23 protein-coding genes and 1 tRNA gene are annotated in these 21172 nt (G+C 63.9%); 10 read left to right on the top strand and 14 right to left on the bottom strand.

Annotation, left to right across the window (positions count from 1 at the left end; genetic code table 11):
* Window positions 1-124: 124 nt before the first annotated feature.
* Together ctaD and coxB are read right to left on the bottom strand one after the other, a co-directional pair.
* Window positions 125-1807 (bottom strand): cytochrome c oxidase subunit I, encoded by a 1683-nt coding sequence (ctaD, locus tag RQP55_RS07920; protein ID WP_315609647.1) that lies wholly within the window; start codon window positions 1805-1807, stop codon window positions 125-127.
* A 29-nt stretch (window positions 1808-1836) separates the two neighbouring features.
* A complete protein-coding gene (gene coxB / locus RQP55_RS07915; RefSeq protein ID WP_315609646.1) occupies window positions 1837-2979 on the bottom strand; it encodes a cytochrome c oxidase subunit II in 1143 nt (380 codons plus the stop codon).
* A gap of 207 nt (window positions 2980-3186) precedes the next feature.
* Here coxB and pyrE point away from each other — a divergent pair, with 207 nt between their 5' ends.
* Genes pyrE through ruvX form a run of 7 tightly spaced genes read left to right on the top strand, consistent with a single transcriptional unit; the run spans window position 3187 to window position 8491 of the window.
* Complete coding sequence (pyrE, locus tag RQP55_RS07910) at window positions 3187-3771, top strand: orotate phosphoribosyltransferase (protein ID WP_315609645.1); 585 nt, start codon at window positions 3187-3189, stop codon at window positions 3769-3771.
* Window positions 3772-3794: 23 nt separating this feature from the next.
* A complete protein-coding gene (locus tag RQP55_RS07905) occupies window positions 3795-4499 on the top strand; it encodes a pyridoxine 5'-phosphate synthase (RefSeq protein ID WP_315609644.1) in 705 nt (234 codons plus the stop codon).
* Complete coding sequence (gene acpS, locus RQP55_RS07900) at window positions 4496-4897, top strand: holo-ACP synthase (RefSeq protein WP_315609643.1); 402 nt, start codon at window positions 4496-4498, stop codon at window positions 4895-4897. Before RQP55_RS07905 ends, acpS begins: the two co-directional genes overlap by 4 nt.
* Before the next feature lie 8 nt (window positions 4898-4905).
* Window positions 4906-5778 carry a signal peptidase I gene (gene lepB, locus RQP55_RS07895; protein ID WP_315609642.1) on the top strand — a complete coding sequence of 291 codons (873 nt, stop codon included), beginning with the start codon at window positions 4906-4908 and terminating at the stop codon, window positions 5776-5778.
* 17 nt (window positions 5779-5795) lie between these two features.
* Window positions 5796-6908, top strand: coding sequence for an AI-2E family transporter (locus RQP55_RS07890; RefSeq protein ID WP_315609641.1), 1113 nt, complete (start codon window positions 5796-5798; stop codon window positions 6906-6908).
* 3 nt (window positions 6909-6911) lie between these two features.
* Complete coding sequence (locus RQP55_RS07885) at window positions 6912-8024, top strand: DUF3089 domain-containing protein (RefSeq protein WP_315609640.1); 1113 nt, start codon at window positions 6912-6914, stop codon at window positions 8022-8024.
* The gene (gene ruvX, locus RQP55_RS07880) at window positions 8009-8491 is read left to right on the top strand and encodes a Holliday junction resolvase RuvX (RefSeq protein ID WP_315609639.1); all 483 of its coding nucleotides are present in this window, start codon (window positions 8009-8011) and stop codon (window positions 8489-8491) included. Before RQP55_RS07885 ends, ruvX begins: the two co-directional genes overlap by 16 nt.
* Here the strand turns inward: ruvX and RQP55_RS07875 are convergent.
* From RQP55_RS07875 to RQP55_RS07865, 3 genes are read right to left on the bottom strand one after another with little or no spacing between them, the layout of a single operon-like run.
* On the bottom strand, window positions 8488-9390 hold the full coding sequence (locus tag RQP55_RS07875) for a transposase (RefSeq protein ID WP_315609638.1): 903 nt from the start codon (window positions 9388-9390) through the stop codon (window positions 8488-8490). The two genes, ruvX and RQP55_RS07875, sit on opposite strands and share 4 nt — an antisense overlap.
* A complete protein-coding gene (locus RQP55_RS07870) occupies window positions 9378-10355 on the bottom strand; it encodes a hypothetical protein (protein WP_315609637.1) in 978 nt (325 codons plus the stop codon). The genes RQP55_RS07875 and RQP55_RS07870 overlap by 13 nt, the downstream gene beginning before the upstream one ends.
* 16 nt (window positions 10356-10371) lie before the next feature.
* Window positions 10372-10527 carry a hypothetical protein gene (locus tag RQP55_RS07865; RefSeq protein WP_315609636.1) on the bottom strand — a complete coding sequence of 52 codons (156 nt, stop codon included), beginning with the start codon at window positions 10525-10527 and terminating at the stop codon, window positions 10372-10374.
* Between the two features lie 122 nt (window positions 10528-10649).
* On the opposite strand from RQP55_RS07865, the gene RQP55_RS07860 reads away from it, so the two are divergent.
* Window positions 10650-11114: a PaaI family thioesterase gene (locus RQP55_RS07860; protein WP_315609635.1), complete on the top strand. Its 465-nt coding sequence runs from the start codon at window positions 10650-10652 to the stop codon at window positions 11112-11114.
* The gene (locus RQP55_RS07855) at window positions 11111-11509 is read left to right on the top strand and encodes a PaaI family thioesterase (RefSeq protein ID WP_315609634.1); all 399 of its coding nucleotides are present in this window, start codon (window positions 11111-11113) and stop codon (window positions 11507-11509) included. Before RQP55_RS07860 ends, RQP55_RS07855 begins: the two co-directional genes overlap by 4 nt.
* On the opposite strand, the gene RQP55_RS07850 is transcribed toward RQP55_RS07855, so the two are convergent.
* From RQP55_RS07850 to argH, 4 genes are read right to left on the bottom strand one after another with little or no spacing between them, the layout of a single operon-like run.
* Window positions 11481-12251, bottom strand: coding sequence for a bifunctional precorrin-2 dehydrogenase/sirohydrochlorin ferrochelatase (locus RQP55_RS07850; RefSeq protein ID WP_315609633.1), 771 nt, complete (start codon window positions 12249-12251; stop codon window positions 11481-11483). The two genes, RQP55_RS07855 and RQP55_RS07850, sit on opposite strands and share 29 nt — an antisense overlap.
* Complete coding sequence (gene lysA, locus RQP55_RS07845; RefSeq protein ID WP_315609632.1) at window positions 12251-13513, bottom strand: diaminopimelate decarboxylase; 1263 nt, start codon at window positions 13511-13513, stop codon at window positions 12251-12253. Before lysA ends, RQP55_RS07850 begins: the two co-directional genes overlap by 1 nt.
* A 6-nt stretch (window positions 13514-13519) precedes the next feature.
* Window positions 13520-13765 (bottom strand): hypothetical protein, encoded by a 246-nt coding sequence (locus tag RQP55_RS07840; protein ID WP_315609631.1) that lies wholly within the window; start codon window positions 13763-13765, stop codon window positions 13520-13522.
* 5 nt (window positions 13766-13770) lie between these two features.
* Window positions 13771-15144, bottom strand: coding sequence for an argininosuccinate lyase (argH, locus tag RQP55_RS07835; protein ID WP_315609790.1), 1374 nt, complete (start codon window positions 15142-15144; stop codon window positions 13771-13773).
* A gap of 16 nt (window positions 15145-15160) precedes the next feature.
* Between argH and RQP55_RS07830 the strand changes: the two genes are divergently transcribed.
* Window positions 15161-15721 carry a TlpA disulfide reductase family protein gene (locus tag RQP55_RS07830; protein ID WP_315609630.1) on the top strand — a complete coding sequence of 187 codons (561 nt, stop codon included), beginning with the start codon at window positions 15161-15163 and terminating at the stop codon, window positions 15719-15721.
* Window positions 15722-15754: 33 nt separating this feature from the next.
* Here the strand turns inward: RQP55_RS07830 and RQP55_RS07825 are convergent.
* The 5 genes from RQP55_RS07825 to serA all read right to left on the bottom strand — a co-directional run bounded on the left by RQP55_RS07825 (window position 15755) and on the right by serA (window position 21118).
* Window positions 15755-15830: transfer RNA gene (locus RQP55_RS07825), tRNA-Val, on the bottom strand.
* Between the two features lie 61 nt (window positions 15831-15891).
* Entirely contained in the window at window positions 15892-16881 is a 990-nt protein-coding gene (locus tag RQP55_RS07820; RefSeq protein ID WP_315609629.1) for a winged helix DNA-binding protein, read from the bottom strand.
* 63 nt (window positions 16882-16944) lie between these two features.
* The gene (locus RQP55_RS07815) at window positions 16945-18234 is read right to left on the bottom strand and encodes an adenylosuccinate synthase (RefSeq protein ID WP_315609628.1); all 1290 of its coding nucleotides are present in this window, start codon (window positions 18232-18234) and stop codon (window positions 16945-16947) included.
* Between the two features lie 151 nt (window positions 18235-18385).
* Entirely contained in the window at window positions 18386-19507 is a 1122-nt protein-coding gene (locus tag RQP55_RS07810) for an ATP phosphoribosyltransferase regulatory subunit (RefSeq protein WP_315609627.1), read from the bottom strand.
* A 27-nt stretch (window positions 19508-19534) separates the two neighbouring features.
* The gene (serA, locus tag RQP55_RS07805; RefSeq protein WP_315609626.1) at window positions 19535-21118 is read right to left on the bottom strand and encodes a phosphoglycerate dehydrogenase; all 1584 of its coding nucleotides are present in this window, start codon (window positions 21116-21118) and stop codon (window positions 19535-19537) included.
* Between the last annotated feature and the right edge of the window lie 54 nt (window positions 21119-21172).

Here is a 21172-nt window from a genome sequence, read left to right as displayed (position 1 = left end):
AAGGGGAGGGTCTGTTATCGATCCTCCAAAAAGCAAAAGGGGAAGGAACATGCCCTCCCCCCAACCCCTCCCGCTTGCGGGAGGGGAGCTTGCGGTGTCCGCCCCCTCGAGGGCGGACGATCCGTCAATGGTGACCCTTGTCCTCGATGACCGGCAGGGTTTCGAACTGGTGGAACGGCGGCGGGCTGGACAGGGTCCATTCCAGCGTCGTGGCACCTTCGCCCCAGTAGTTGTCAGCAGCCTTCTTGCCCAGCGTATAGGCGTAGAGGATGTTGACGAACCAGATCACCAGCGAGCTCGCCATGATGACGTAGCCGATCGAGGAGATGTAGTTCCAATAGGCGTAGGCTTCGGTGTAGTCCGGATAGCGGCGCGGCATCCCCTGCAGACCCAGGAAATGCTGGGGGAAGAAGATGGTGTTCACGCCAATGAAGAACACCCAGAAGTGCAGGTGCGACAGGAACTCCGAGTGCATGCGGCCGCTCATCTTCGGGAACCAGTAATAGAACCCGGCGAAGAGCGCGGTCACCGCACCCAGCGACAACACGTAGTGGAAGTGCGCCACCACATAGTAGGTATCGTGCAGCACGTCGTCCACGCCGCCATTGGCCAGAACCACGCCGGTCACGCCGCCAACGGTGAACAGGAAGATGAAGCCCATCGCCCAGACCAGCGGCGACTTGAACTCAAGGCTGCCGCCCCACATCGTCGCGATCCAGCTGAAGATCTTGATGCCGGTCGGCACCGCGATCACCATCGTGGCGAGGGTGAAGTACAGCTTCGTGTTCACGCTCATGCCGGTGGTGTACATGTGGTGCGCCCAGACGACGAACCCGACCACACCGATCGCGACCATGGCGTAGGCCATGCCGAGGTAGCCGAACACCGGCTTCTTCGAGAAGGTCGAGACGATCTGGCTGATGATGCCGAAGCCCGGCAGGATCATGATGTACACTTCGGGGTGGCCGAAGAACCAGAACAGGTGCTGGTAAAGCACCGGGTCACCGCCGCCGGCCGGATCGAAGAAGGTCGTGCCAAAGTTGCGGTCGGTGATCAGCATGGTGATCGCCGCGGCAAGAACCGGCAGGGCCAGCAGCAGCAGGAAGGCGGTAACCAGCACCGACCAGACGAACAGCGGCATCTTGTGCAGGGTCATGCCCGGCGCGCGCATGTTGAAAATGGTGGTGATGAAGTTGATCGCGCCCATGATCGAGGCCGCACCGGCAAGGTGCAGCGCGAAGATCGCAAAGTCCACCGACGGGCCGGTCGAACCATAGGTCGACAGAGGCGCGTAGGCGGTCCAGCCGATCCCGGCACCGATCCCCGTACCACCAGGCACGAAGGCCGACATCAACAGCGAGCAGAAGCCGGCAACGGTCAGCCAGAACGAGATGTTGTTCATGCGCGGGAAGGCCATGTCCGGCGCCCCGATCATGATCGGCACGAACCAGTTGCCGAAGCCGCCGATGATCGCCGGCATGACCATGAAGAACACCATGATCAGACCGTGGGCCGTGATCAGCACGTTCCACATGTGGAGCGACTGGTCAAAGCTGGGGTTGGCTTCACCGAACCAGCGGGCAAAGGTATCGAGGTACTGGATCCCGGGCTGGGCCAGCTCAAGGCGCATCATGCCCGAGAAGGCTCCGCCCACGATCCCCGCGAAGATCGCGAAGATCAGGTAAAGCGTCCCGATGTCCTTGTGGTTGGTCGACATGAACCAGCGCGCAAAGAAGCCCGGCTTGTGGTCATGATCGTGATGGGCCCCGTCGTCGTGGGCCTGGAAGTGTTCGGCGGTGGTAGCCATGATGGAACCCTTGTCCTTCTAGATCTGGCTTAGGCGGCCGGGGCCGGCGAAGCAGCCGGAGCGGCGGCAGGCGCAGCAGCGGCAGCGGGAGCAGCGGCGGGCGCGGCGGCAGGAGCAGCAGGCGCTGCCGGGGCTTCAGGCAGACCATCGATCTTGCCACCGGCCTGGGTCATGACCCATGCATTGTACTTGGGACGCGGCAGAGCTTCGACCACGATCGGCATATAGCCGTGGCGGGCACCGCAGAGTTCCGAGCACTGGCCGTAATATACGCCCGGCTCCTTGATGAAGAGCACCTTCTCGTTGATGCGCCCCGGGACAGCGTCAAGCTTCGACCACAGCGACGGCACGGCAAACGAGTGAATCACGTCAGCCGCAGTCACCTGCAGGCGGATCGGCTCACCAGCCGGAACAACCATGCGGAAGTCAGCAGCCAAGTGGCCCGGCTCGCCGCGCTTCTTGGCTTCTTCTTCCGGCAGCATGTTCGAAATGACTTCAAAGCCGCCGTTATCCGGATAGCTATAGGTCCAGAACCACTGGTTGCCAGTTGCCTTGATCGTCACCGCATTGGCCGGTGCCGGCTTGTACTGCTTGGCAATCAGCGTGACCGAAGGCACAGCGATTGCGACAAGAATCAGGATCGGCAGGCCGGTCCAGATCACTTCAAGCACAGTGTTGTGGCTGGTCTTCGAAGCAACCGGGTTGGCGCGCTTGTTGTAGCGGGCGATCACCCACAGCAGCAGACCCAGCACGAACAGCGAGATGACGGTGATAACCGGCAGCAAGAACGCATCGTGCATCCAGCGGGCATATTCACCGGTCGGCGAATACTGGTCCTGCAGGTGGATACCCTTGGCCACCGGCATGCCCTTGCCCGGGGTTGGCGCCATTGGCGTGTAACCGCCGGGCGCCACCTGGTAGCGGGGATCGTTAGGGTCAACCTTCGGCGCTTCCGGCGCCGGAGCGGCAGTCACTGCAGGGGCAGTTGCCGCCGGAGCAGCAGCAGCTGGTGCGGCCGCCGGAGTGGCAGTTGCGGCAGCAGCTTCCACAGCCGGTGCAGCAGCGGCAGCCGGAGCAGCCAGCGCCGCTTGCGGCAGCGCGGCCAGTGCCAGGGAAAGACCGATTGCCTTGATCGCATGTCCCGCGGCGCGGGCAGTTCGAGCCAGTATCATCGTAGCGCTACTTTCGCTTTCCTTTGCGGCAAGAGCAGGGCCAAGCCCATCTCCCGCCCCCATGGGAGTCAGATTTGCTGGGGCCTATACGCGCGCTTGCGGGGCACCTCAAGCGCCTCTAGGGGATATTTTTGAACACCCCCTCAGCCAACCCGGCACTTCGACCGTGCCCGCCGCGGCAATATCAGGCAAAGGATCTATTTTTTCATGCAGGATGAAGATGTTCTGGCAGAATTCCGCGCCAGCAAGGCATTGCTCGAAGGGCATTTCCTGCTGTCATCGGGGCGCCACAGCGCGCATTACCTGCAATGCGCACGCGTCCTCATGGACCCGGCGCGCGCCGCGCGGCTGGCAATCGCCCTTGCTCAAAAAATCCCGCGCGAGCTGCGAAAGGACATCGCCAAAGTCGTTTCCCCCGCCATGGGTGGCGTGATCATCGGGCATGAGATGGGCCGTGCGCTTGAAGTTGAGGCGATCTTTGTCGAGCGCCCAACGGGGACCTTCGAAGTGCGTCGCGGCTTTACCATCGAACCGGGCGAAAAGGTGCTGCTGGTTGAAGACGTCGTCACCACCGGCCTTTCGAGCCGCGAAGCGATGGATTGCGTGCGCGAGGCGGGCGGTGAAGTAATTGCGGCGGCAGCGCTGGTCGACCGTTCCGCCGGGTCTGTCGATCTGGGCGTGCCGTTTTTCCCGTTGATTGCCATCAACTTCCCCACCTACGCGCCGGAAGAACTGCCGCCCGAACTGGCAGCCACCCCCGCGAGCAAGCCGGGGAGCCGCGCAAAGCCGTGATACCGCATCGCTTGCGACTGGGTGTGAACATCGATCACGTTGCGACCATTCGCAACGCCCGCGGTGGTGAGCATCCCGATCCGGTCCGCGCAGCAGAGATCGTCGCGGCCTGCGGCGGTGATGGCATTACTGTTCACCTGCGCGAAGACCGCCGCCATATCCATGATGAGGACCTGGCGCGGGTTCAGGATGCGACTGGTCTTCCCCTCAATCTGGAAATGGCCGCCACGGACGAGATGCTGGCGATTGCGCTTCAGCACAAGCCGCATGCCGCCTGCATCGTCCCCGAGCGGCGCGAGGAGCGGACCACCGAAGGCGGTCTTGACGCCGCCGGACAACACAATCGCCTGGTGCCGATTGTAAGCCGCCTGCGCGATGCCGGGATCCGGGTGAGCCTGTTCATTGGCCCGGACGAGCGCCAGATCGAGGCAGCCATGAAGCTGGGCGCGCCCGTCGTGGAGCTGCACACCGGCGATTACGCCCGTGCCGAAGGCGAAGCTCGCGCGGTCGAACTCAAAAAGCTGGCTGACATGGCAGCGCTTGCGGCCAAGAACGGGATCGAGCCGCATGCCGGCCACGGCCTGACGTACGAGAACGTCCAGCCCATCGCCGCGATCCCCCAGATCGCAGAACTCAACATCGGCCACTATCTTATCGGTGAGGCCGTTTTTGTTGGCCTTGAGGCGAGTGTGCGACGGATGCGCGAACTGATGGATGCGGCCCGTTGATCATCGCCATCGGTTCTGACCTTTGCAACATCGAGCGGATCCAGAACTCGCTCAACCGCTTTGGCGAGCGGTTCGAGCAACGCGTGTTCACGGATATCGAACGGGCCAAGGCTGCCAGCCGCCCCTTCACCAAGGCCGGCACCCTGGCCAAGCGCTTTGCCGCAAAAGAGGCTTTTTCGAAGGCAGTTGGCACCGGGTTCAAGCGGGGGGTGTTCATGAAGGACATCGGCGTGGTCAACGCCTGCTCCGGCGCGCCCACCCTGGCGCTGACCGGCGGCGCGGCCGCGCGACTTGCCGACATCACCCCCGAAGGCCATGAAGCCTTGGTCCATCTGACCCTTACCGACGACCATCCCTGGGCCCAGGCCTTTGTGATTATCGAGGCACGCCCCAAATGACGGTACCCATGACTGACAAGAACTCCCCTGCTCCGACCGGCGCCGATCAACCCGAAAAGGTCAATTGGCTGGCTGAGATAAAGAGCCTCGCGCTGATGTTGCTGGCCGTGCTCGCCTTCCACAGCGTCGTGGCCAAGCCATTCTACATCCCGTCGATCTCGATGATGCCCAACCTGCTGGTGGGCGATCGGCTGGTTGTCTCCAAGTTTCCCTATGGCTTCAACTGGTCTTCAGTGAGCTTCCATCTGCTGCCGCGCGGAAGCTGGCGCGTGCTGGGAGGCACGCCGGACTATGGTGACATCGTCATCGTCGTGCCGGCCAACCGCGAGGAAGACCTGATCAAGCGGGTGATCGCGCGCCCTGGGGATCGAATTGCCGTGAAGGACGGGGCCGTCATCCTGAATGGCCAGCCGGTGCCGCGCGTGATCGAACCATCGGTCCAATTGCCCGAGGACCCGGAACTGACCTGCGATGGAAGTCCGTGTTATACCTATTTCGAGAACTACAAGGTTCGCCTACCCTCGGGACGGACAGTTTATGAAGTTCCCGCCTTCCGCGAAACGCTTCCCAACGGTGCTAGCTATACCGTGATCGATCACATGCAGCAGAGCCTCGACACCATGGACGAGATTACTGTGCCCGAAGGCCATGTTTTCCTAATGGGTGACAACCGTGACCATTCGGCCGACAGCCGCGCCGCCCTGTGGGAAAACGGTCTGGGTGGGCCAGTCCCGCTCTACGACATCGGCGGGCGCGCTGAATTCACGACCTTTAGCCTCAACGGCAGCGAAAGCTGGAACCCACTGACTTGGTGGGGCGCACTGCGCGGTGATCGCGCATGGCGCAGCCTTCGACCCGTCCACGTGGCTCAGGGCAAATAAGCGGAGAACCAGCCGCAATGAGCGAAGCAGCCAATGAAACCCCGGCGAAAAGCCGACGCAACCGCAAGCTGATGGCTGCGGCCCCCACTGCAGTCGGGCCGACCGACATCTCTGACCCGCTGCTGCGCCATGAGGCCAAGCGGGCCTTTGTCTGGATCGGGATGGTGGGGCTGGTCGCACTGGCCGTGCTGCTTGCCCAGCCCTTGCTGGTGATCTTTGGTGGCATGGTCTTTGCAGCCATGGTTGACGGCGGGGCGCGGCTGCTTGGCCGGGTCCTGCCGGTCAACCGGGCGATCCGGGTCACGCTCGTCCTGCTGTTCGCCGTTGCTTTCCTGACCTGGACGGCGATGTTTGCCGGCAGCCAGATTGCCGCGCAGGCATCCGAACTGCCGGCGATTGTCCAGGCCCAGACCCTGAAGGTCGCCGCCTGGCTCGAAACCCATGGCTTCCGGATCAATACCGGGAATGTCCAGGGCCTGATCGAACAGGCGATCGGCGGCGTACGCCAGGTCACCTCCGCGGTTGGCGGGGTAATCGGCGGCTTGACCACGGCGTTCCTGATCGTGGTCCTGGGTATCTATTTCGCAGCCGAACCGCAGCTCTACCGCCGCGGCTTTGCCTGGATGCTACCGCGCGAAGAGCGCGATTCCTTCGATGTCACCGCCGCACAAATGGGCAGAACTCTGCGTATGCTGATGTTCGGCCGGCTTGTTGGCATGGCGGTGGAAGGGGTTGGCACCTGGTTGATGCTCGCAATTTATGGCGTGCCCATGGCCGGATTGCTTGGCTTGCTGACCGGACTGCTTGCCTTCCTGCCCAACATCGGCGCACCGATCTCGGGCCTGCTGATGGTATTGGTAGGCTTCTCCGGCGGCTGGGAAATGGGGGTTTACTGCATCTTCGTCTACGTCGTCGTGCAAACGGTGGATGGCAACATCATCGTGCCGATGATCGCCAAGAAGACTGCCGACCTGGCGCCGGCGCTGGTCCTTGGCGCGCAGCTGATCATGGGTGCCCTGTTTGGCATTATCGGCCTGATGCTGGCCGATCCACTTGTTGCCATGCTCAAGGTCGCGCTGGAGCGGCAATCCGAACGCAATGACCGATCAGAAGCGGCCAACAAGGTATAAACAATGGCCCGCAAATTTCTTTACATTATTGCCGCGCTCATCACCCTGTTCATTGCCGGGCGGTTGGCATTGGGCTTCTACCCCGAACAGCTCACCCGCATGGCCTTTACGCCGGGCGCCGCGTTCGAACAGCAGCCCGCTGCGCCAACCAGTGCCTATGCCGATCCGGCACGCTGGCTTGCGCATCCCGGCCAGCCGACGGCTGGCCCGGCAGCGTGGCTGCCGACCGGATCCAGTGCCGAAGACAAGAAGCTTTCGGTGCCGGTGTTCTTCATCCATCCGACGACCTACCTCAAGCGTGCGCACTGGAATGCTCCGCTGGATGACGCAGACGCCAACCGTATCGCCGCGATGATGGTCCGGGCCGCAGCGACCCCATTCAACGTATCAGCTCAGGTCTGGGCGCCACGGTACCGTCAAGCCACCTTTGGCGCTTTCGTGACCGACAAGCCCGAGGCGCAGCAAGCTTTGGACCTGGCCTATGGCGACGTTTCGGCGGCGTTCGATCAATTCATCGCCAGCATTCCGGCCGGCAGCCCTTTCGCCATCGCCGGCCATAGCCAAGGCGGCTACCACCTGAAGCGTCTGCTGGCCGACAGGGTCAAAGACACGCCGCTCGCCCCCAGGCTGGTTGCCGCCTATCCGATCGGCTGGCTGGTCGATCAGACTGCAGATCTTCCCGCCATGGGCTTTCCCGCCTGCACCACCCCGGACCAGACCGGGTGCGTCATTTCGTGGCTGAGCTATACCGATGACGGCAATGCCGACATGATGATTGACGCCTATCAGCGTTTTGCCGGCAAGCGCCCGGCCGAGGCCGCCGCCCCGCGTTATCTGTGCTCAAACCCTTTGACCGGCATGGCCGGTGGCACGGCACCAGCCAGCGCCAACCTTGGTGCAATGGTACCCGATACCCGGCTTGAGAACGGCACGATCAAGGCAGGCCTTGTCGGCGCGCGCTGCGATGCCCAGGGCATCCTGCGGATCGGCACTGGACCGGACATGGGGCCCTTTGTCCTGCCAGAGGGGAATTACCATGTTTATGACGTGCCCCTCTATTGGACCAATCTGCGTGCTGACTTTCTTCGCCGGGCCAAGGCATGGCAGGCACGCTAGTCACCACCGTCGCGCCGGACTTTCGGGCGGCCCTGCCGGGCGGCGGAGCCTTGCTTGGGCTTGACCTGGGCACCCAGACCATTGGCACGGCCTTTTGCGATGCAGGCTGGCGGTTTGCTTCACCAGGCAAGACGCTGAAACGAGGCAAATTCGGCGCGGATCGCCAAGCGCTCGCGGCGCTGGTTGCCGAACGCGGGATCAGGGGCGTAGTCATCGGCCTGCCACTGAACATGGACGGCAGCGAGGGGCCGCGCAGTCAGTCAAGCCGCGCCTATGCCCGCAACGTGGCCGAAGCCCTCACCGTTCCGGTCCTGCTGTGGGATGAGCGCTGGTCCACCGCCAGCGCCGAAAGCGCCCTGATCGCGCAGGACATGAGCCGCGCCAAACGGGTCGATCGGATCGATGCAGCAGCGGCAGCGGTTATCCTGCAAGCTGCGATCGATGCCCTGGCCGGAGGCTTTGCCTAGGCCGCCAGTTCGCTGCGCCGGGCCTTGGCCTCCATCGCCACCAACCGGCTGCCGGCCTGCTCCGCCCTGCGCCACAGTGCGTCGCGCGCGGCAACATCGTCCGCCGCCCCGGCCAAGGCATCCCAACAAGCCAGGCGCATCCGGTCACTCGGGTGGCCATGGGCAAAACGATCGGCCAGATCAAACGCTTCCTGTCCGCCCAGCCCCACGGCGATGCGCATGAAGGCCTCGCTCGGCCCGCCTGAAACAATAGCCCCGATCCGCCGCTGGTCCAGATCGAAGCGGTACTGATCAAGCCAGCCTTGCGCACCGGTGGTGTGCATGATGTTGAGCGAAACCGACAGGGAATCGGCCGGCAGCTGGGCGTGAACGTCGTGGTGGGCCCGGTAGAGCATGAGCTTGCCCTCTTCCAGCCGAGAGCGTTCGATAAAGCGCAGGCTGGGAACGGCTTCTCCGGCATAACCGGTCACAGCGCCGTAATCGTATTCGTAGTAATCGCTCCAATAGCCTGGGCCGAAATAGCCCAGGGTCAGGAAGCTGAAATTGTGATCGTGCGGCAGGCCATAGACAAACGAGGTGCCACCGGATGCACGCAGCATGTGCTCATCGGTGGAAGGCCAAAGGTTGGCCCGGATGAAGAAGTTGCCATTGGGCGGCGCCAGCATCACCACCTGGGGGCCATAAGAGCTATCCAGCACATCCTCGCGATGGCGCCTCGCAAGCTCGGTCACCAGCACGTCGCCAAGGAACTGCTTGTCATTGCCGAGCCGCCGCAGCCACAGGGCAGCATTATCGAGCCGCTCTGCATCGTCAAAATCCACCCCGATGGCCGCCAGCCCGTCGCAAGCTTCATCCAGGCTGGCCACCCGATCATCGGCCAGTTCGATCACGCGGGGCATATGTTCACCTCGGCCAATTGGGGATAGGCTTCAAGCAGCTGCGCGCGCAGGGCCCCGGCTGGCGCGGCCAACGGATCATCGCTGCGCTGGGCAATGGCGGTAAGCGCGGCAAAACCGGCACCGCTATCCAGACCCAGGCATTCACGCAGGGCCTGCCAACGCAGATGCGGCGATCCGGTTTCTTCCGCCATGGACGCCAGCAAGGGCGCCGCATCGATTCGGCCCATCCGGCCAAGCAAGGACACCGCCAGTTCCAACCGACTGTCACGCGGGCTGGCTGCGGCCTGATGAAGCAGGCGGCCATCTTCCAGCGCATACTCGCAGCTCGGCTCGGGCGATGCCTCGGGGCGCTGCAATTTCAGCAGGACCATGATCCCGGGCACCGATTTGAATATCTGGGCGGTGTCGCGCCCCCGGCGGTGCGAGATCGCACCCGCGCGCAGCCTTGCCTCCGTCCGCTCCAAAGCAACGCCTTGCGGGTGGCGGTGCACGGCCCGGACCAGTTCCACCTCGGCACTGCCAGCCAGGACATGTTCCCAGGCTTCGTTGGCGGCAAAGGTGACCGATTGCGCCGGCGGCTTCAGCGCCAGGCCTGCTCCGTCAATTGCCTGGAGCGCCAGGTTCGCGCTGCCACAACGGGCCAGAACCAGCGTTGCCAAGGTCCGGTCACATTGGTGGCGCAGCGGCACTTGCCCCAATGGCTCCTGCCCAAGTTCGCCAAGCAGCCATCCGATCGCACCGCCAACCAGATCAGAGGCCGCAGGGCTGCCCGGCGTGAACAAAGCGCGGAGCAGGGGCAATTCGGCCAACGCCTGGCCAGCGGCAAGGCCCGCCAGATCAGCCTCCAATTCAGCGCCGGGGCCAGACTGGCGCCAGGTTGCCGATTGCTCCACCAGCCGCTGCTGGATCTGGCGCTGCGGGGTATCATCCGCCCGCAGCGCCATCAGTTCCGGTCCGATCAGCATCCGGACAGGTCCGCGCTCAACCGCCTACGATCACGTCATAGACGAAGGTCATCATCATGATGATCGTGTCGTTCGACTGCAGGCCCTGCGCCGGGTGAGCCAGGCTGCCGAACACGCCGGTCAGCGTATCGAGATCGGGCAGCGCAGAGATATCGATCTTGGGCAGGTTCATCTTTCTTCCCCTCGGTTTGGCGCAAGACGGAGGTGCCTTGCCGGCGCAACCTCGGCGAAACGAGCGCAGGAGATAAAATTAAAAGATTGTAATCGGGGCCGCGGCTCAGCAGAGAAACGTCGATGAGCCAGCCCCCGCCCAGCGTTGTGCCGCCCGGCACGGAGTTCGATCCATCGCTTGCCTCTCGCATGATGACGCGGCACGGCCATGGTGGCTGGCTGGGCATCCGCTATCATGATCACGGTGCCAACTGGGTGGAACTTGCCCTGCCCTGGCGCGAGGAGCTGGTCGGGATCGATGGGCAAGGCGTGCTGGCATCTGGCCCGATCATCAGCCTGATGGACAATGCCACCTCAATGAGCGTGTGGACGTTGAACAAGAAGTTCGTGCCCCATGCCACGCTTGACCTGCGGGTCGATTACATGCGCGCGGCCAAGCCCGGCCGAACAGTGATCGGACGCGGGGAATGCTATAAGCTGACCCGCACGATCTCGTTCATCCGCGGCATCGCTTATGACGAGGATCCCGCAGACCCGGTGGCCCATGTCACCGGCACCTTCATGGCAACCCACGGATCCTACCTGTGACCGGCCTGACCCTGCCCCCCTATGCCCAGGCCCTGGGGATCGAGATTGACCACGACGAATCCGGGGAACCGGTGCTGAAAGTGGACTATTCCAACCGCGTCGCGGGACGGCCCGGCTTCCTGCACGGCGGGGCCATGTCCGGGTTGATGGAGATGGCGGGCTTTGCGGCACTTCAGGCCGAACTGGACCGCCGCGGGGAGACGATGCGGCTGAAGCCGGTCAACATCCAGGTGGAATTCATGCGCGGGGGGACCGAGCAGGTAACCTATGCCAAGGGCACCGTCACCCGCGCCGGCCGCCGGGTGGCGCTGGTCAATGCCGAAGCCTGGCAGGATGACCGGAGCAAGCCGATCGCCCTGGCCCAGATCAAGGTGCTGCTGATCCCTGCCGAATGATCACGGTAAGGCCGGGCTCGTCTGGCACGGCTAGGCCGGGCACAAGTTCAAGCTGTGCTGCGTCTGCCCGCGACCGGTTCAGGACCGCCACGGGCACACCGGGTTCGTAGACCACGCGGTCGGCGCTACCCAGCCAGCGCGCCTGGCGGAGGGTCAGATCATCAGGATCCTGCGAAGAGAGCACAATCTCGTAAGTGCCGCCGGCGCTGCTATCTGCGCCAGCCAGCCAGCCATCGACATCGGCCCCATCAACCAGCGGATCAAGCGCGCCGCCCGCCGCCAGTGCCGCATCCATCACCCGCCGCCGCTCACGGCCATCGGGCCAGCGCGCCTTCATGGCCGCCCGCGCAGCATTCAGCCCTTCCGCCAGCGTGCCCAGCGAGGCGGGCAGCAAGCCTTCAAGCCGCAGGCGCAGCGCCTTGGCCAGACCGGCCGAAACGCCCCCTGTCGAAACCGCAACCAGCACTGGCCCCCGTTCCAGCAGACTGGGCGTGGTGAAGTCGCACAGCTCTGGCCGGTCAACCACGTTCACCAGCAAACCGCGTGCCTTGAGCTGGGCTGCGGCTGCCTCTGGTTCGTCCAGGGCTACGAAAGCCAGCCGGGCCTGAGGATCATTGGCGCCAACGATCTTGGCCCCGGCCCGTTCCAGCAAGCGACACTTGGCCTCGGCCGCCTCCCCTTCGCCCAGCACGATCACCGGCTGGCCGGCAAGGCGGTGGAACAGGGGCAGGCTGTGCAGCATCAATCGAGCCAGGCCGGCACCCGCTCAGCGGCAGAGATCGCTTCGGGGACGATGCGGTCAGCAACGACGGCATACTGATCGCCATCGACCATCACTTCAGCCACGAACCCACGGCTGTTGTAGGACGAAGCCATGGTCGCGCCATAGGCCCCGGCCGTGCGGAACACGGCCAGATCGCCGGCAACGAGCGCATCAATCTCGCGGTCCATGGCAAAGGTATCACCCGTCTCGCAAATCGGGCCGACAATGTGCGCGGTCATGCGCTGGCCGGTGGGCTTGACCGCCTCGAAATCGTGCCAGGCACCATACATTGCCGGGCGGGCGAGATCGTTCATCGCGGCATCGACAATCACGAAGGGGGTGTTGTTCGAGCTGCGCTTCACCCGGATCGCACGGGTCAGCAGCACACCTGCATTGCCGACGATGACCCGACCAGGTTCAAACATCAGGGTTACGTCCCAGCCGCCGCAGACACGGGCAACCATGGCGCCGTAATCGGCCGGCGTGGGGAAGACCTCTCCCGCCTTGTAGGTAACGCCAAGACCGCCACCAAGGTCGGCATGGGTAACGGTCTGGCCGTTTGCCCGCAGTTCCGCGATCAGCGCGCCAACCTTGATGAAGGCATCTTCCAGCGGCTGCAGGTGCTGAAGCTGGCTGCCGATGTGGACGGCCACCCCGCGCATATCCAGCCCCGGCAGTTCCGCCAGACGGGCATAGATCCCCGCGGCGCGGTCAATCGGTACGCCAAACTTGTTCTCGGCCTTGCCGGTTGAAATTTTTTCATGCGTGCGGGCATCGACATCGGGATTGACCCGCAGGGCGCAAGCTGCCCGCTGCCCGCGCGCAGCGGCCACAGCGGCAAGTTCAATGCCCTCTTCCTCGCTCTCGATATTGAACTGGCCGATTCCGGCATCGAGGCCCTGGATCATTTCCCGCTCAAGCTTGCCAACGCCGGAAAAGACGATGTCCTTGCCCGGCATGCCTGCAGCCAGCGCGCGCGCCAGTTCGCCGCCCGAGACGACATCGGCACCAAAGCCTTCGCGCTGCATCACGCGCAGCACGGCCAGGTTCGGGTTGGCCTTGATCGCGAAAGCCACGTGCTTCTTCGGCAGCGCGCTCAGCGCCTCGCTGAAGACACGGGCGTGGCGTTCCAGCGTGGCGCGCGAATAGACATAAACTGGGGTGCCAATTTCTTCGGCGATGCGGCTCAGCGGCACGCGCTCGGCGTGCAGCTCGCCGTTGATGATTTGAAAGTGGTCCATGAAGTCTTACTCGTCGGAAGGGGGCAGATCGAACGGATCGTCAGTACGGTCTTCCGATCGTTTTCGCAGTTCCACGCTGCGTTCAGGGGCTGCTTGCGGATCAACCTGGAGCAGTGCCTTGGCCTTGGGCCGATCCTCGCGCCCATAAGGCGGCGGGGGCAGATCCTGCCCGGCCTTGGGTTTCAGATCCGCCTGCTGCCCGCAAGCGCCAAGCGCCAACAGCAAGACAGCGGGAAGAACCTGGCGACGCATGACGATTACTCCAGCCCCAGCGCCACGCGCGCTTCGGCCACGCGCTGCCTTACCTGTTCAGGCGCCGTTCCGCCATAGCTGGCGCGCGAGGCAACCGAAGCATCGACCGAGAGCGCGGCAAAGACCCGCGCGTCAATCCGCGCGTCAATCGCCTGGAGATCGGCCAGCGGCAGGGCATCGAGCGCAACGCCCCGGCTCTCTGCCAGCTTCACCGCCGCGCCGGTGATGTGATGCGCCTCACGGAACGGGATATTGGCCTGGCGGACCAGCCAATCGGCCAGGTCGGTCGCCGTGGCATAGCCCAGTTCTGCCGCTTCACGCATCCGCCCGGTGCGGAAGGTGGTGCCGCTGACCATGCCCTCCATTGCGGCAAGGCAGAGCGTCAGCAGCCCGGCGGCTTCAAAGACCGGCGGCTTGTCATCCTGCATGTCCTTTGAATAGGCCAGCGGCAGGCCCTTCATCGTGATCATCAGGCTGGTCAGGCTGCCAATGATCCGGCCAGCATGGCCGCGCACCAGTTCGGCCGCATCGGGGTTTTTCTTTTGCGGCATGATCGAACTGCCGGTCGACAGTGCATCGGGCAGCGCAGCAAAGCCGAAGGGCTGGCTGGCCCAGATAATGAATTCTTCGGCCAGCCGGGAAAGGTGCAGTGCTATCTGCGCCGCCGCCATCAGGTAATCGAGCGCGAAATCGCGGTCCGAAACCGAATCGAGGCTGTTGCGGGTCGGCGCGGCAAATCCGAGCGCGCCGGCTGTCGCCTGGCGATCGATCGGGAAGCCCGTGCCGGCCAGGGCCGCCGATCCCAGCGGGCACTGGTTCAACCGCGCCCGCGCATCCGCCAGCCGCGAGCGATCGCGCGCGGCCATTTCGTAATAGGCCATCAAGTGATGCCCCAAAGTGACCGGCTGGGCCGTTTGCAAATGGGTGAAGCCGGGCATGATACTCTCGGCATGCTCACCCGCGCGGGTGACCAGAGCCACCTGCAGCGCCTTGAGCCCCGCATCGGCCTGATCCAGCGCATCGCGGACCCAAAGCCGGAAATCAGTCGCCACCTGATCGTTGCGGCTGCGCGCGGTGTGGAGCCGCCCCGCCACTGGACCGATCAGTTCAGCCAAACGGCTTTCGGTGGTCATGTGAATATCTTCGAGGTCCCAGTTTTCCGGGACGCCATTGGCTTCATACTCGGCCGCAACCTGATCAAGCCCGCGGAAAATGGCGGCTGCATCGGTATCGCTGACAATGCCTTGTGCACCGAGCATTGCGACATGGGCCTTGCTTGCGGCCACGTCTTGCCGCCACAGCGCCTTGTCGAAGGGGATCGACGCATTTATCTCGCGCATGATTGCCGAGGGTCCCTCGGCAAACCGTCCGCCCCACATTGCATTGGAGCTGCTCTTGCTATCGTCCCGCTCGCTCAAGATTGCCGTCCTTGGCTGTGCCCTGCTGATCGGGGGGTGCGATAGGGAAAGCAAGGCTCCGGCGCAACCTGCCGCGTCACCTGCGGGCGGCGAACTTTCTGGTACGATCGACCGCAGCAACAAGGGAAGCGCTCTGCCCGATTTCACCCTGCGCGATGCCAGCGGCAAGACGGTGGAACTGGCGAGCTTCAAGGGCAAGCCGCTGCTGATCAATTTATGGGCGACTTGGTGCGCGCCTTGCGTGGCCGAATTGCCAACCCTGAACCAGCTCGCCAAGGACCGCGAAGCCAGCCTGAAGGTGCTGACCGTGTCGCAGGACATGCCGCCGGCCGACAAGGTAGCCGGCTTCCTCAAGGCGCGCGGGGCGGACCGGCTTGAACCGTGGATCGATCCCGATGGTGAGCTGACCGTGCAGTACAAGGTCACCGTCTTGCCGACGACGATCTACTACAACGCCGACGGGCGCGAGGTCTGGCGCTATGTCGGCGGACATGACTGGAGCAACGCCGAAACTGCCAAGATGCTGGAAGAGAAGTGATTGCCGTCGCTGGCCTTCACCTTAAGCCAGAAATGGTGGGCGCTAACGGGCTCGAACCGCTGACCCTCTCGGTGTAAACGAGATGCTCTACCAACTGAGCTAAGCGCCCGACCGAACGGTCAAGGATCGCGCGCCTAGCGCAATCTGCACGTCTTGGGAAGGCCTGCCGATCAAACCAGTGTGGCGGCCGGCGCGCCCAGTTCAGCAAAGTAGCGTGACATGGTGTCCGCCGCCTGATCCGACAAGGTGATAAAAGCCCGGCGCCGGTCGGTTTCATCCTCCACGCGTTGCAGCAGGCCCGCTTCAGTCATTTGGCCGATCCAGCGCAACGCTGTGGTTGGCGGAACACCCGAAGCAATGCAGAGTGAGGTGACAGAGACGCGGGTGTGCTCGGCCCGCGCCGCGGTCAAATCGAGCAGCATGTCCCAGGCAGGGTCAGCGAACAGATCGCCATCGAAATACCGTCCGCGCAGCTGGCGCTGGCGTATAATCCGGCGAATAAGCCGCGGATCAGGCAGTGGCGGGCGGGTGGCACGCACCAGACGCTCGCTTCCGTCCGCGCCGGTGGGAGTGAAGGTGGAGCCGGGGCTCTCAAATCGGAACGGCGATTCGCGCCCGTCACCTTTGCCGCGACTGGGGCTTTCAAGCCGCTCCAGCCGCTCCGCGATCTGGCCAACTTGCTCGGTCAGCCGCAGCAGGACCAGTCGATCCGCTTCGGACAGTTCGCGCAGTCGCAGGTTGGGAACTCTTGCCAGCACCCGGCCAAGTGCGATGACCCGCTCGGCCCGGCTGGGCTCTACCAGGATCTGGGGGTTCGACTGATCGAGGCAGGCAAAGACATCGTCCAGCGCCGCGACCGTTGTCGAGACGATCAGGTGCGCACCGCAGGTCGCCGCCCGCAGATCAATCCGCGCCAGAGCGGCGAGTTGCGTGCCTTCCACCACGGGACAATCGAGCAAAACCACGTCACCCAGCGGCCGCGCATCCCCCTCTAGCAGGGTTGCCACATCTCCGGCTTCGGCAATCCGGAAACCGGCAGCCTCAGCATCTTCGCGCAATTCTTCGCGCAAGTGCCCGCGGTCAGCAAAGATCGACAAGGCCAGTGGCAGGCCTGCCGTATCCTCAGCGGGTGCTCCGTAGGAAAAAGGTTGTACTGCCATAGGCTTACGACTCCCGTTCGCTTTGAACAGAGGTAGAACAAACGCACCCTATGTCAATAGTACCTAGTCGACGAAAGGATCCCGCACGAGGATCGTATCCTCTCGTTCGGGCGAAGTGCTGACCAGCGCCACCGGGGTTTCGATCAGTTCCTGCACGCGCTGGATATACTTGATCGCCTGGGCCGGAAGGTCAGCCCAGCTGCGGGCACCGGCGGTGGTACCGCTCCAGCCCTCCATTTCCTCATAGATTGGCTCGACATTGGCCTGGTCGGCCGCATGGCTTGGAAAATAGTCCAGCACCTTGCCGTTCAGGCGATAGCCGGTGCAGATCTTCACCGTCTCGAACCCGTCCAGCACGTCAAGTTTGGTCAGCGCAATGCCGGTGACGCCGGAAATGGCGCAGGATTGGCGCACCAGCACCGCATCGAACCAGCCACAACGGCGCTTGCGCCCCGTCACCGTGCCAAATTCATGCCCGCGCTCGCCGAGCCGCTGGCCGGTTTCATCGTCCAGCTCCGTCGGGAACGGTCCCGAGCCCACGCGGGTGGTATAGGCCTTGACGATGCCAAGGACAAAACCGGTGCTCGATGGGCCAAGCCCCGAACCGCTGGCCGCAGTGCCGCTGACCGTGTTGGAACTGGTGACGAAGGGATAGGTCCCGTGATCGACATCCAGCAGCACACCTTGCGCACCTTCGAACAGGATGCGGGCCCCGGCCTTGCGCACAGTATTGAGCCGCTTCCACACCGGCTGGGCATATTTCAGCACTGAAGGGGCGATTTCCTTAAGGTCTGCCAGCAGCTGGGCCCGGTCGACCGGCGGCTGGCCGAACCCGGCGCGCAGCGCATCATGGTGCGCGCAAAGGCGGTCAAGCTGGGCATCAAGGGCATCAAGGTGGGCCAGATCGCACACCCGGATCGCGCGGCGGCCAACCTTGTCTTCATAAGCCGGGCCGATCCCGCGCCCGGTCGTGCCGATCTTGCCCGAACCGGCGGCCGCCTCGCGCAGGCCATCCAGATCGCGGTGCAGCGGAAGGATCAGGGGGCAGTTATCGGCAATGGCGAAGTTTTCGGTGTTGATGACCACGCCCTGCCCTTCAAGCTTGGCGATCTCGCTCTTGAGGTGCCAGGGATCAAGCACCACGCCGTTGCCAATGATCGAAAGCGTGCCGGTTACGATGCCGGAGGGCAGCAGGCTAAGCTTGTAGACCTGATCGCCCACCACCAGCGTATGGCCGGCATTGTGCCCGCCCTGGAACCGCACCACGGCATCGGCGCGGCTGGCCAGCCAGTCGACGATCTTGCCCTTGCCCTCATCGCCCCACTGGGCGCCGATCACGGTTACGTTGGCCATTTGATAGAGTCCCTCACCCTGCCAAGAAACCCGCAAGCGCCCTTCGACAGGACTCGGCGCAAGGGGTGGACCAGTGGGGGCGAACGGCCCCGCAAACGGCGCGGTCGGTAGGCGGATGCGAGGGACGCGTCAAGCCATCCGCGTGCTTCGACTAGAGCTTGACGGTCTCGGTCCCATCCAGCCGATGCGTGCAATCCAGCGCCACCGGCTCGCACGCGGTGCAAACAGCAGCAACCGTGCGCCAGCCAACCGCGCGCAGGCGGGCGGCTGCTTCGGCATCATGGCCCAGCGGCAGGAACAGGGTGTCGGGGCGCGGTTCGGCTTCGGCCAAGGCGTCGATCAGGTCATCGGGATAGAGCGAGAAGCCGATTGCCGGTTCGGTCTCGGCCCCGCTGCCCAGAATGGCATAGCTGCCGCCGCGCCCGACCGCGCCTTGCAGGCCTTCGGCATAGATCGTGAAGCCAAACCAGGACTGGTATTCAAAGCCATGGCGTTCGCTGGGGTCAAGCGTCAACCGGGCGAGATTGCCAACCCGGTCTGCGATGTTGCGCAGCGCGGCAATCCGGCCAGCCAGGACGCCGCCCTTGTCGAAAGCCGCCAGTTTCTCGATTGCTGTTTCGAAGGGGCCAATCGCGGCAAGCAGTGGCAGATAGGCCTGTCCGCCGGCTGCAACGAGGCCACCGGCATCCTTGGCATCAAGTTCGCGGCGAACGGCTTCGATCTGGTCGGCACCAAGCGGGAAAGCTTCCGCAGCCAGGGCATCCACCAGATCCGGCAGGGTAAAGTCCACCGACAGACCCTTGGCCCCGGCAGCTGTCAGCGCTTCAAGCGCAACCGCCAGCACTTCGCCGGCCGCAGCAACCGAATCGTTACCGATCAGTTCGGCCCCAAGCTGCAGGCGCTCCCGCGTGGGATCGAGCCCGTCGCCCTTGATCGTCACAACCTGCCCGGCATAGCACAACCGCAGCGGGCGGGCGTGCTCGGCCAGGGCCGTGGCGGCGATCCGGCCGACCTGGACAGTGATATCACTGCGCAGCGCAAGCGTACGCAGGCTCGCCGGGTCGACAAAGCGGAACATCCGGCGCGGTTGAACCCCAGCCATTCGGCTGGCCATCGACTTTTCAAATTCGATCGTTGGCGGTTGGACCCGATCGTAGCCGTGGCTGTCCAACACATCGAGCACGGCGCGAGTCACGCGCGCAGCACTTGCCGCATCGCGTGGCAACCGGTCTTCAAGGCCTTCGGGCAACAGGTCGCGGTCGGTGTCTTGCATCGTGCGATCCCGTTGCCCGATTGCGGCTTAAAACGCCAGAGCCATGACCCGCTTCACACCCGGCACATCGCGCGCGGCGGAGATGACATTGGCGGGAACCGGGCTATCGACGCTGAGCAGCAGCACGGCTTCGCCGCCGGCGGCGCGGCGGCCAAGGTTGAAGGTGCCGATGTTGATGCCCGCTTCGCCCAGCAGGGTACCGATCCGGCCGATGAAGCCGGGAGCATCCTCGTTGACGATGTACATCATGTTACCGGCCAGTTCGGCCTCAACCTTGATCCCGAACAGTTCGATCAGGCGCGGTTCGGCGTTGGAGAAGAGCGTGCCGGCCACCGAGCGCTCACCCGCATCGGTCTTCACCGAAACGCGGATCAGGGTGTGGTAATCGCCTTCCTTCTCGGTCTTTACCTCACGCACTTCGATCCCGCGCTCCTTGGCCAGGAACGGGGCGTTGACCATGTTCACGGTGTCCGACTGAACGCGCAGGAAGCCGGCGAGGACGGCGGCGACAATCGGCTTGATGTTGAGTTCGGCCGCAGCACCTTCGGCGTGGATCGAAATTCGCGGGATTGCGCCGGTGGTCAGCTGCCCGACCAGGCTGCCCAGCTGTTCGGCCAGTGCCATGTAAGGCTTCAGCTTCGGCGCTTCCTCGGCCGAGAGCGAAGGCATATTGAGCGCGTTGGTGACGCCGCCGTTGACCAGGTAATCGGCCATCTGTTCGGCCACCTGCAGCGCCACGTTGACCTGGGCCTCGTTGGTCGAAGCGCCAAGGTGCGGGGTGCAGATGAAGTTCGGGGTGCCGAACAGCGGCGAATCCTTGGCTGGCTCGGTCTGAAACACGTCAAGCGCGGCACCGGCAACCTGGCCGCTGTCGAGCGCATCCTTGAGCGCGGCTTCATCAATCAGCCCGCCGCGCGCACAGTTGATGATGCGCACGCCCTTCTTGGTCTTGGCGATGTTTTCGGCCGAGAGGATATTGCGCGTCTGGTCGGTGAGCGGCGTGTGCAACGTGATGAAGTCTGCGCGGGCCAGCAGGCCATCCAGATCCACCTTTTCCACGCCCATTTCCACGGCGCGCTCGGGCGTCAGGAATGGATCGAAGGCCACGACCTTCATCCGCAGACCAATGGCGCGGCTGGCGACGATCGAACCGATGTTGCCTGCACCGATCAGGCCCAGCGTCTTGCCGGTCACTTCAACGCCCATGAAATCGTTCTTCGGCCACTTGCCGGCCTGGGTTTGAGCATTGGCTTCGGGGATCTGGCGGGCCAGCGCAAACATCAGCGCGATGGCGTGTTCGGCGGTGGTGATCGAGTTGCCGAACGGCGTGTTCATCACCACCACGCCCTGCGCCGAGGCAGCCGGAATATCGACGTTATCGACACCGATGCCGGCGCGGCCAATCACCTTGAGGTTCTTGGCGGCGGCGAGGATTTCCTTGGTGACCTTGGTCGAGGAACGGATCGCGAGGCCATCGTAATCGCCGATGCGGGCGATCAGTTGTTCGGGGGTTTCGCCAGTGATCACGTCAACATCGCAGCCCATCTCGGTAAAGATGCGGGCAGCGTTGGGATCCATCTTGTCGGAAATGAGTACGCGGGGCTTGGTCATGATAAGCCTCTTTCAATTGGAAATGGAGGGGGCGGGCGGACGCATTTGGCCCGC

The organism is Novosphingobium sp. APW14, assembly GCF_032337075.1.
Taxonomy (GTDB): Bacteria; Pseudomonadota; Alphaproteobacteria; order Sphingomonadales; family Sphingomonadaceae; genus Novosphingobium.
This window is presented reverse-complemented; position numbering and strand designations above follow the sequence as displayed.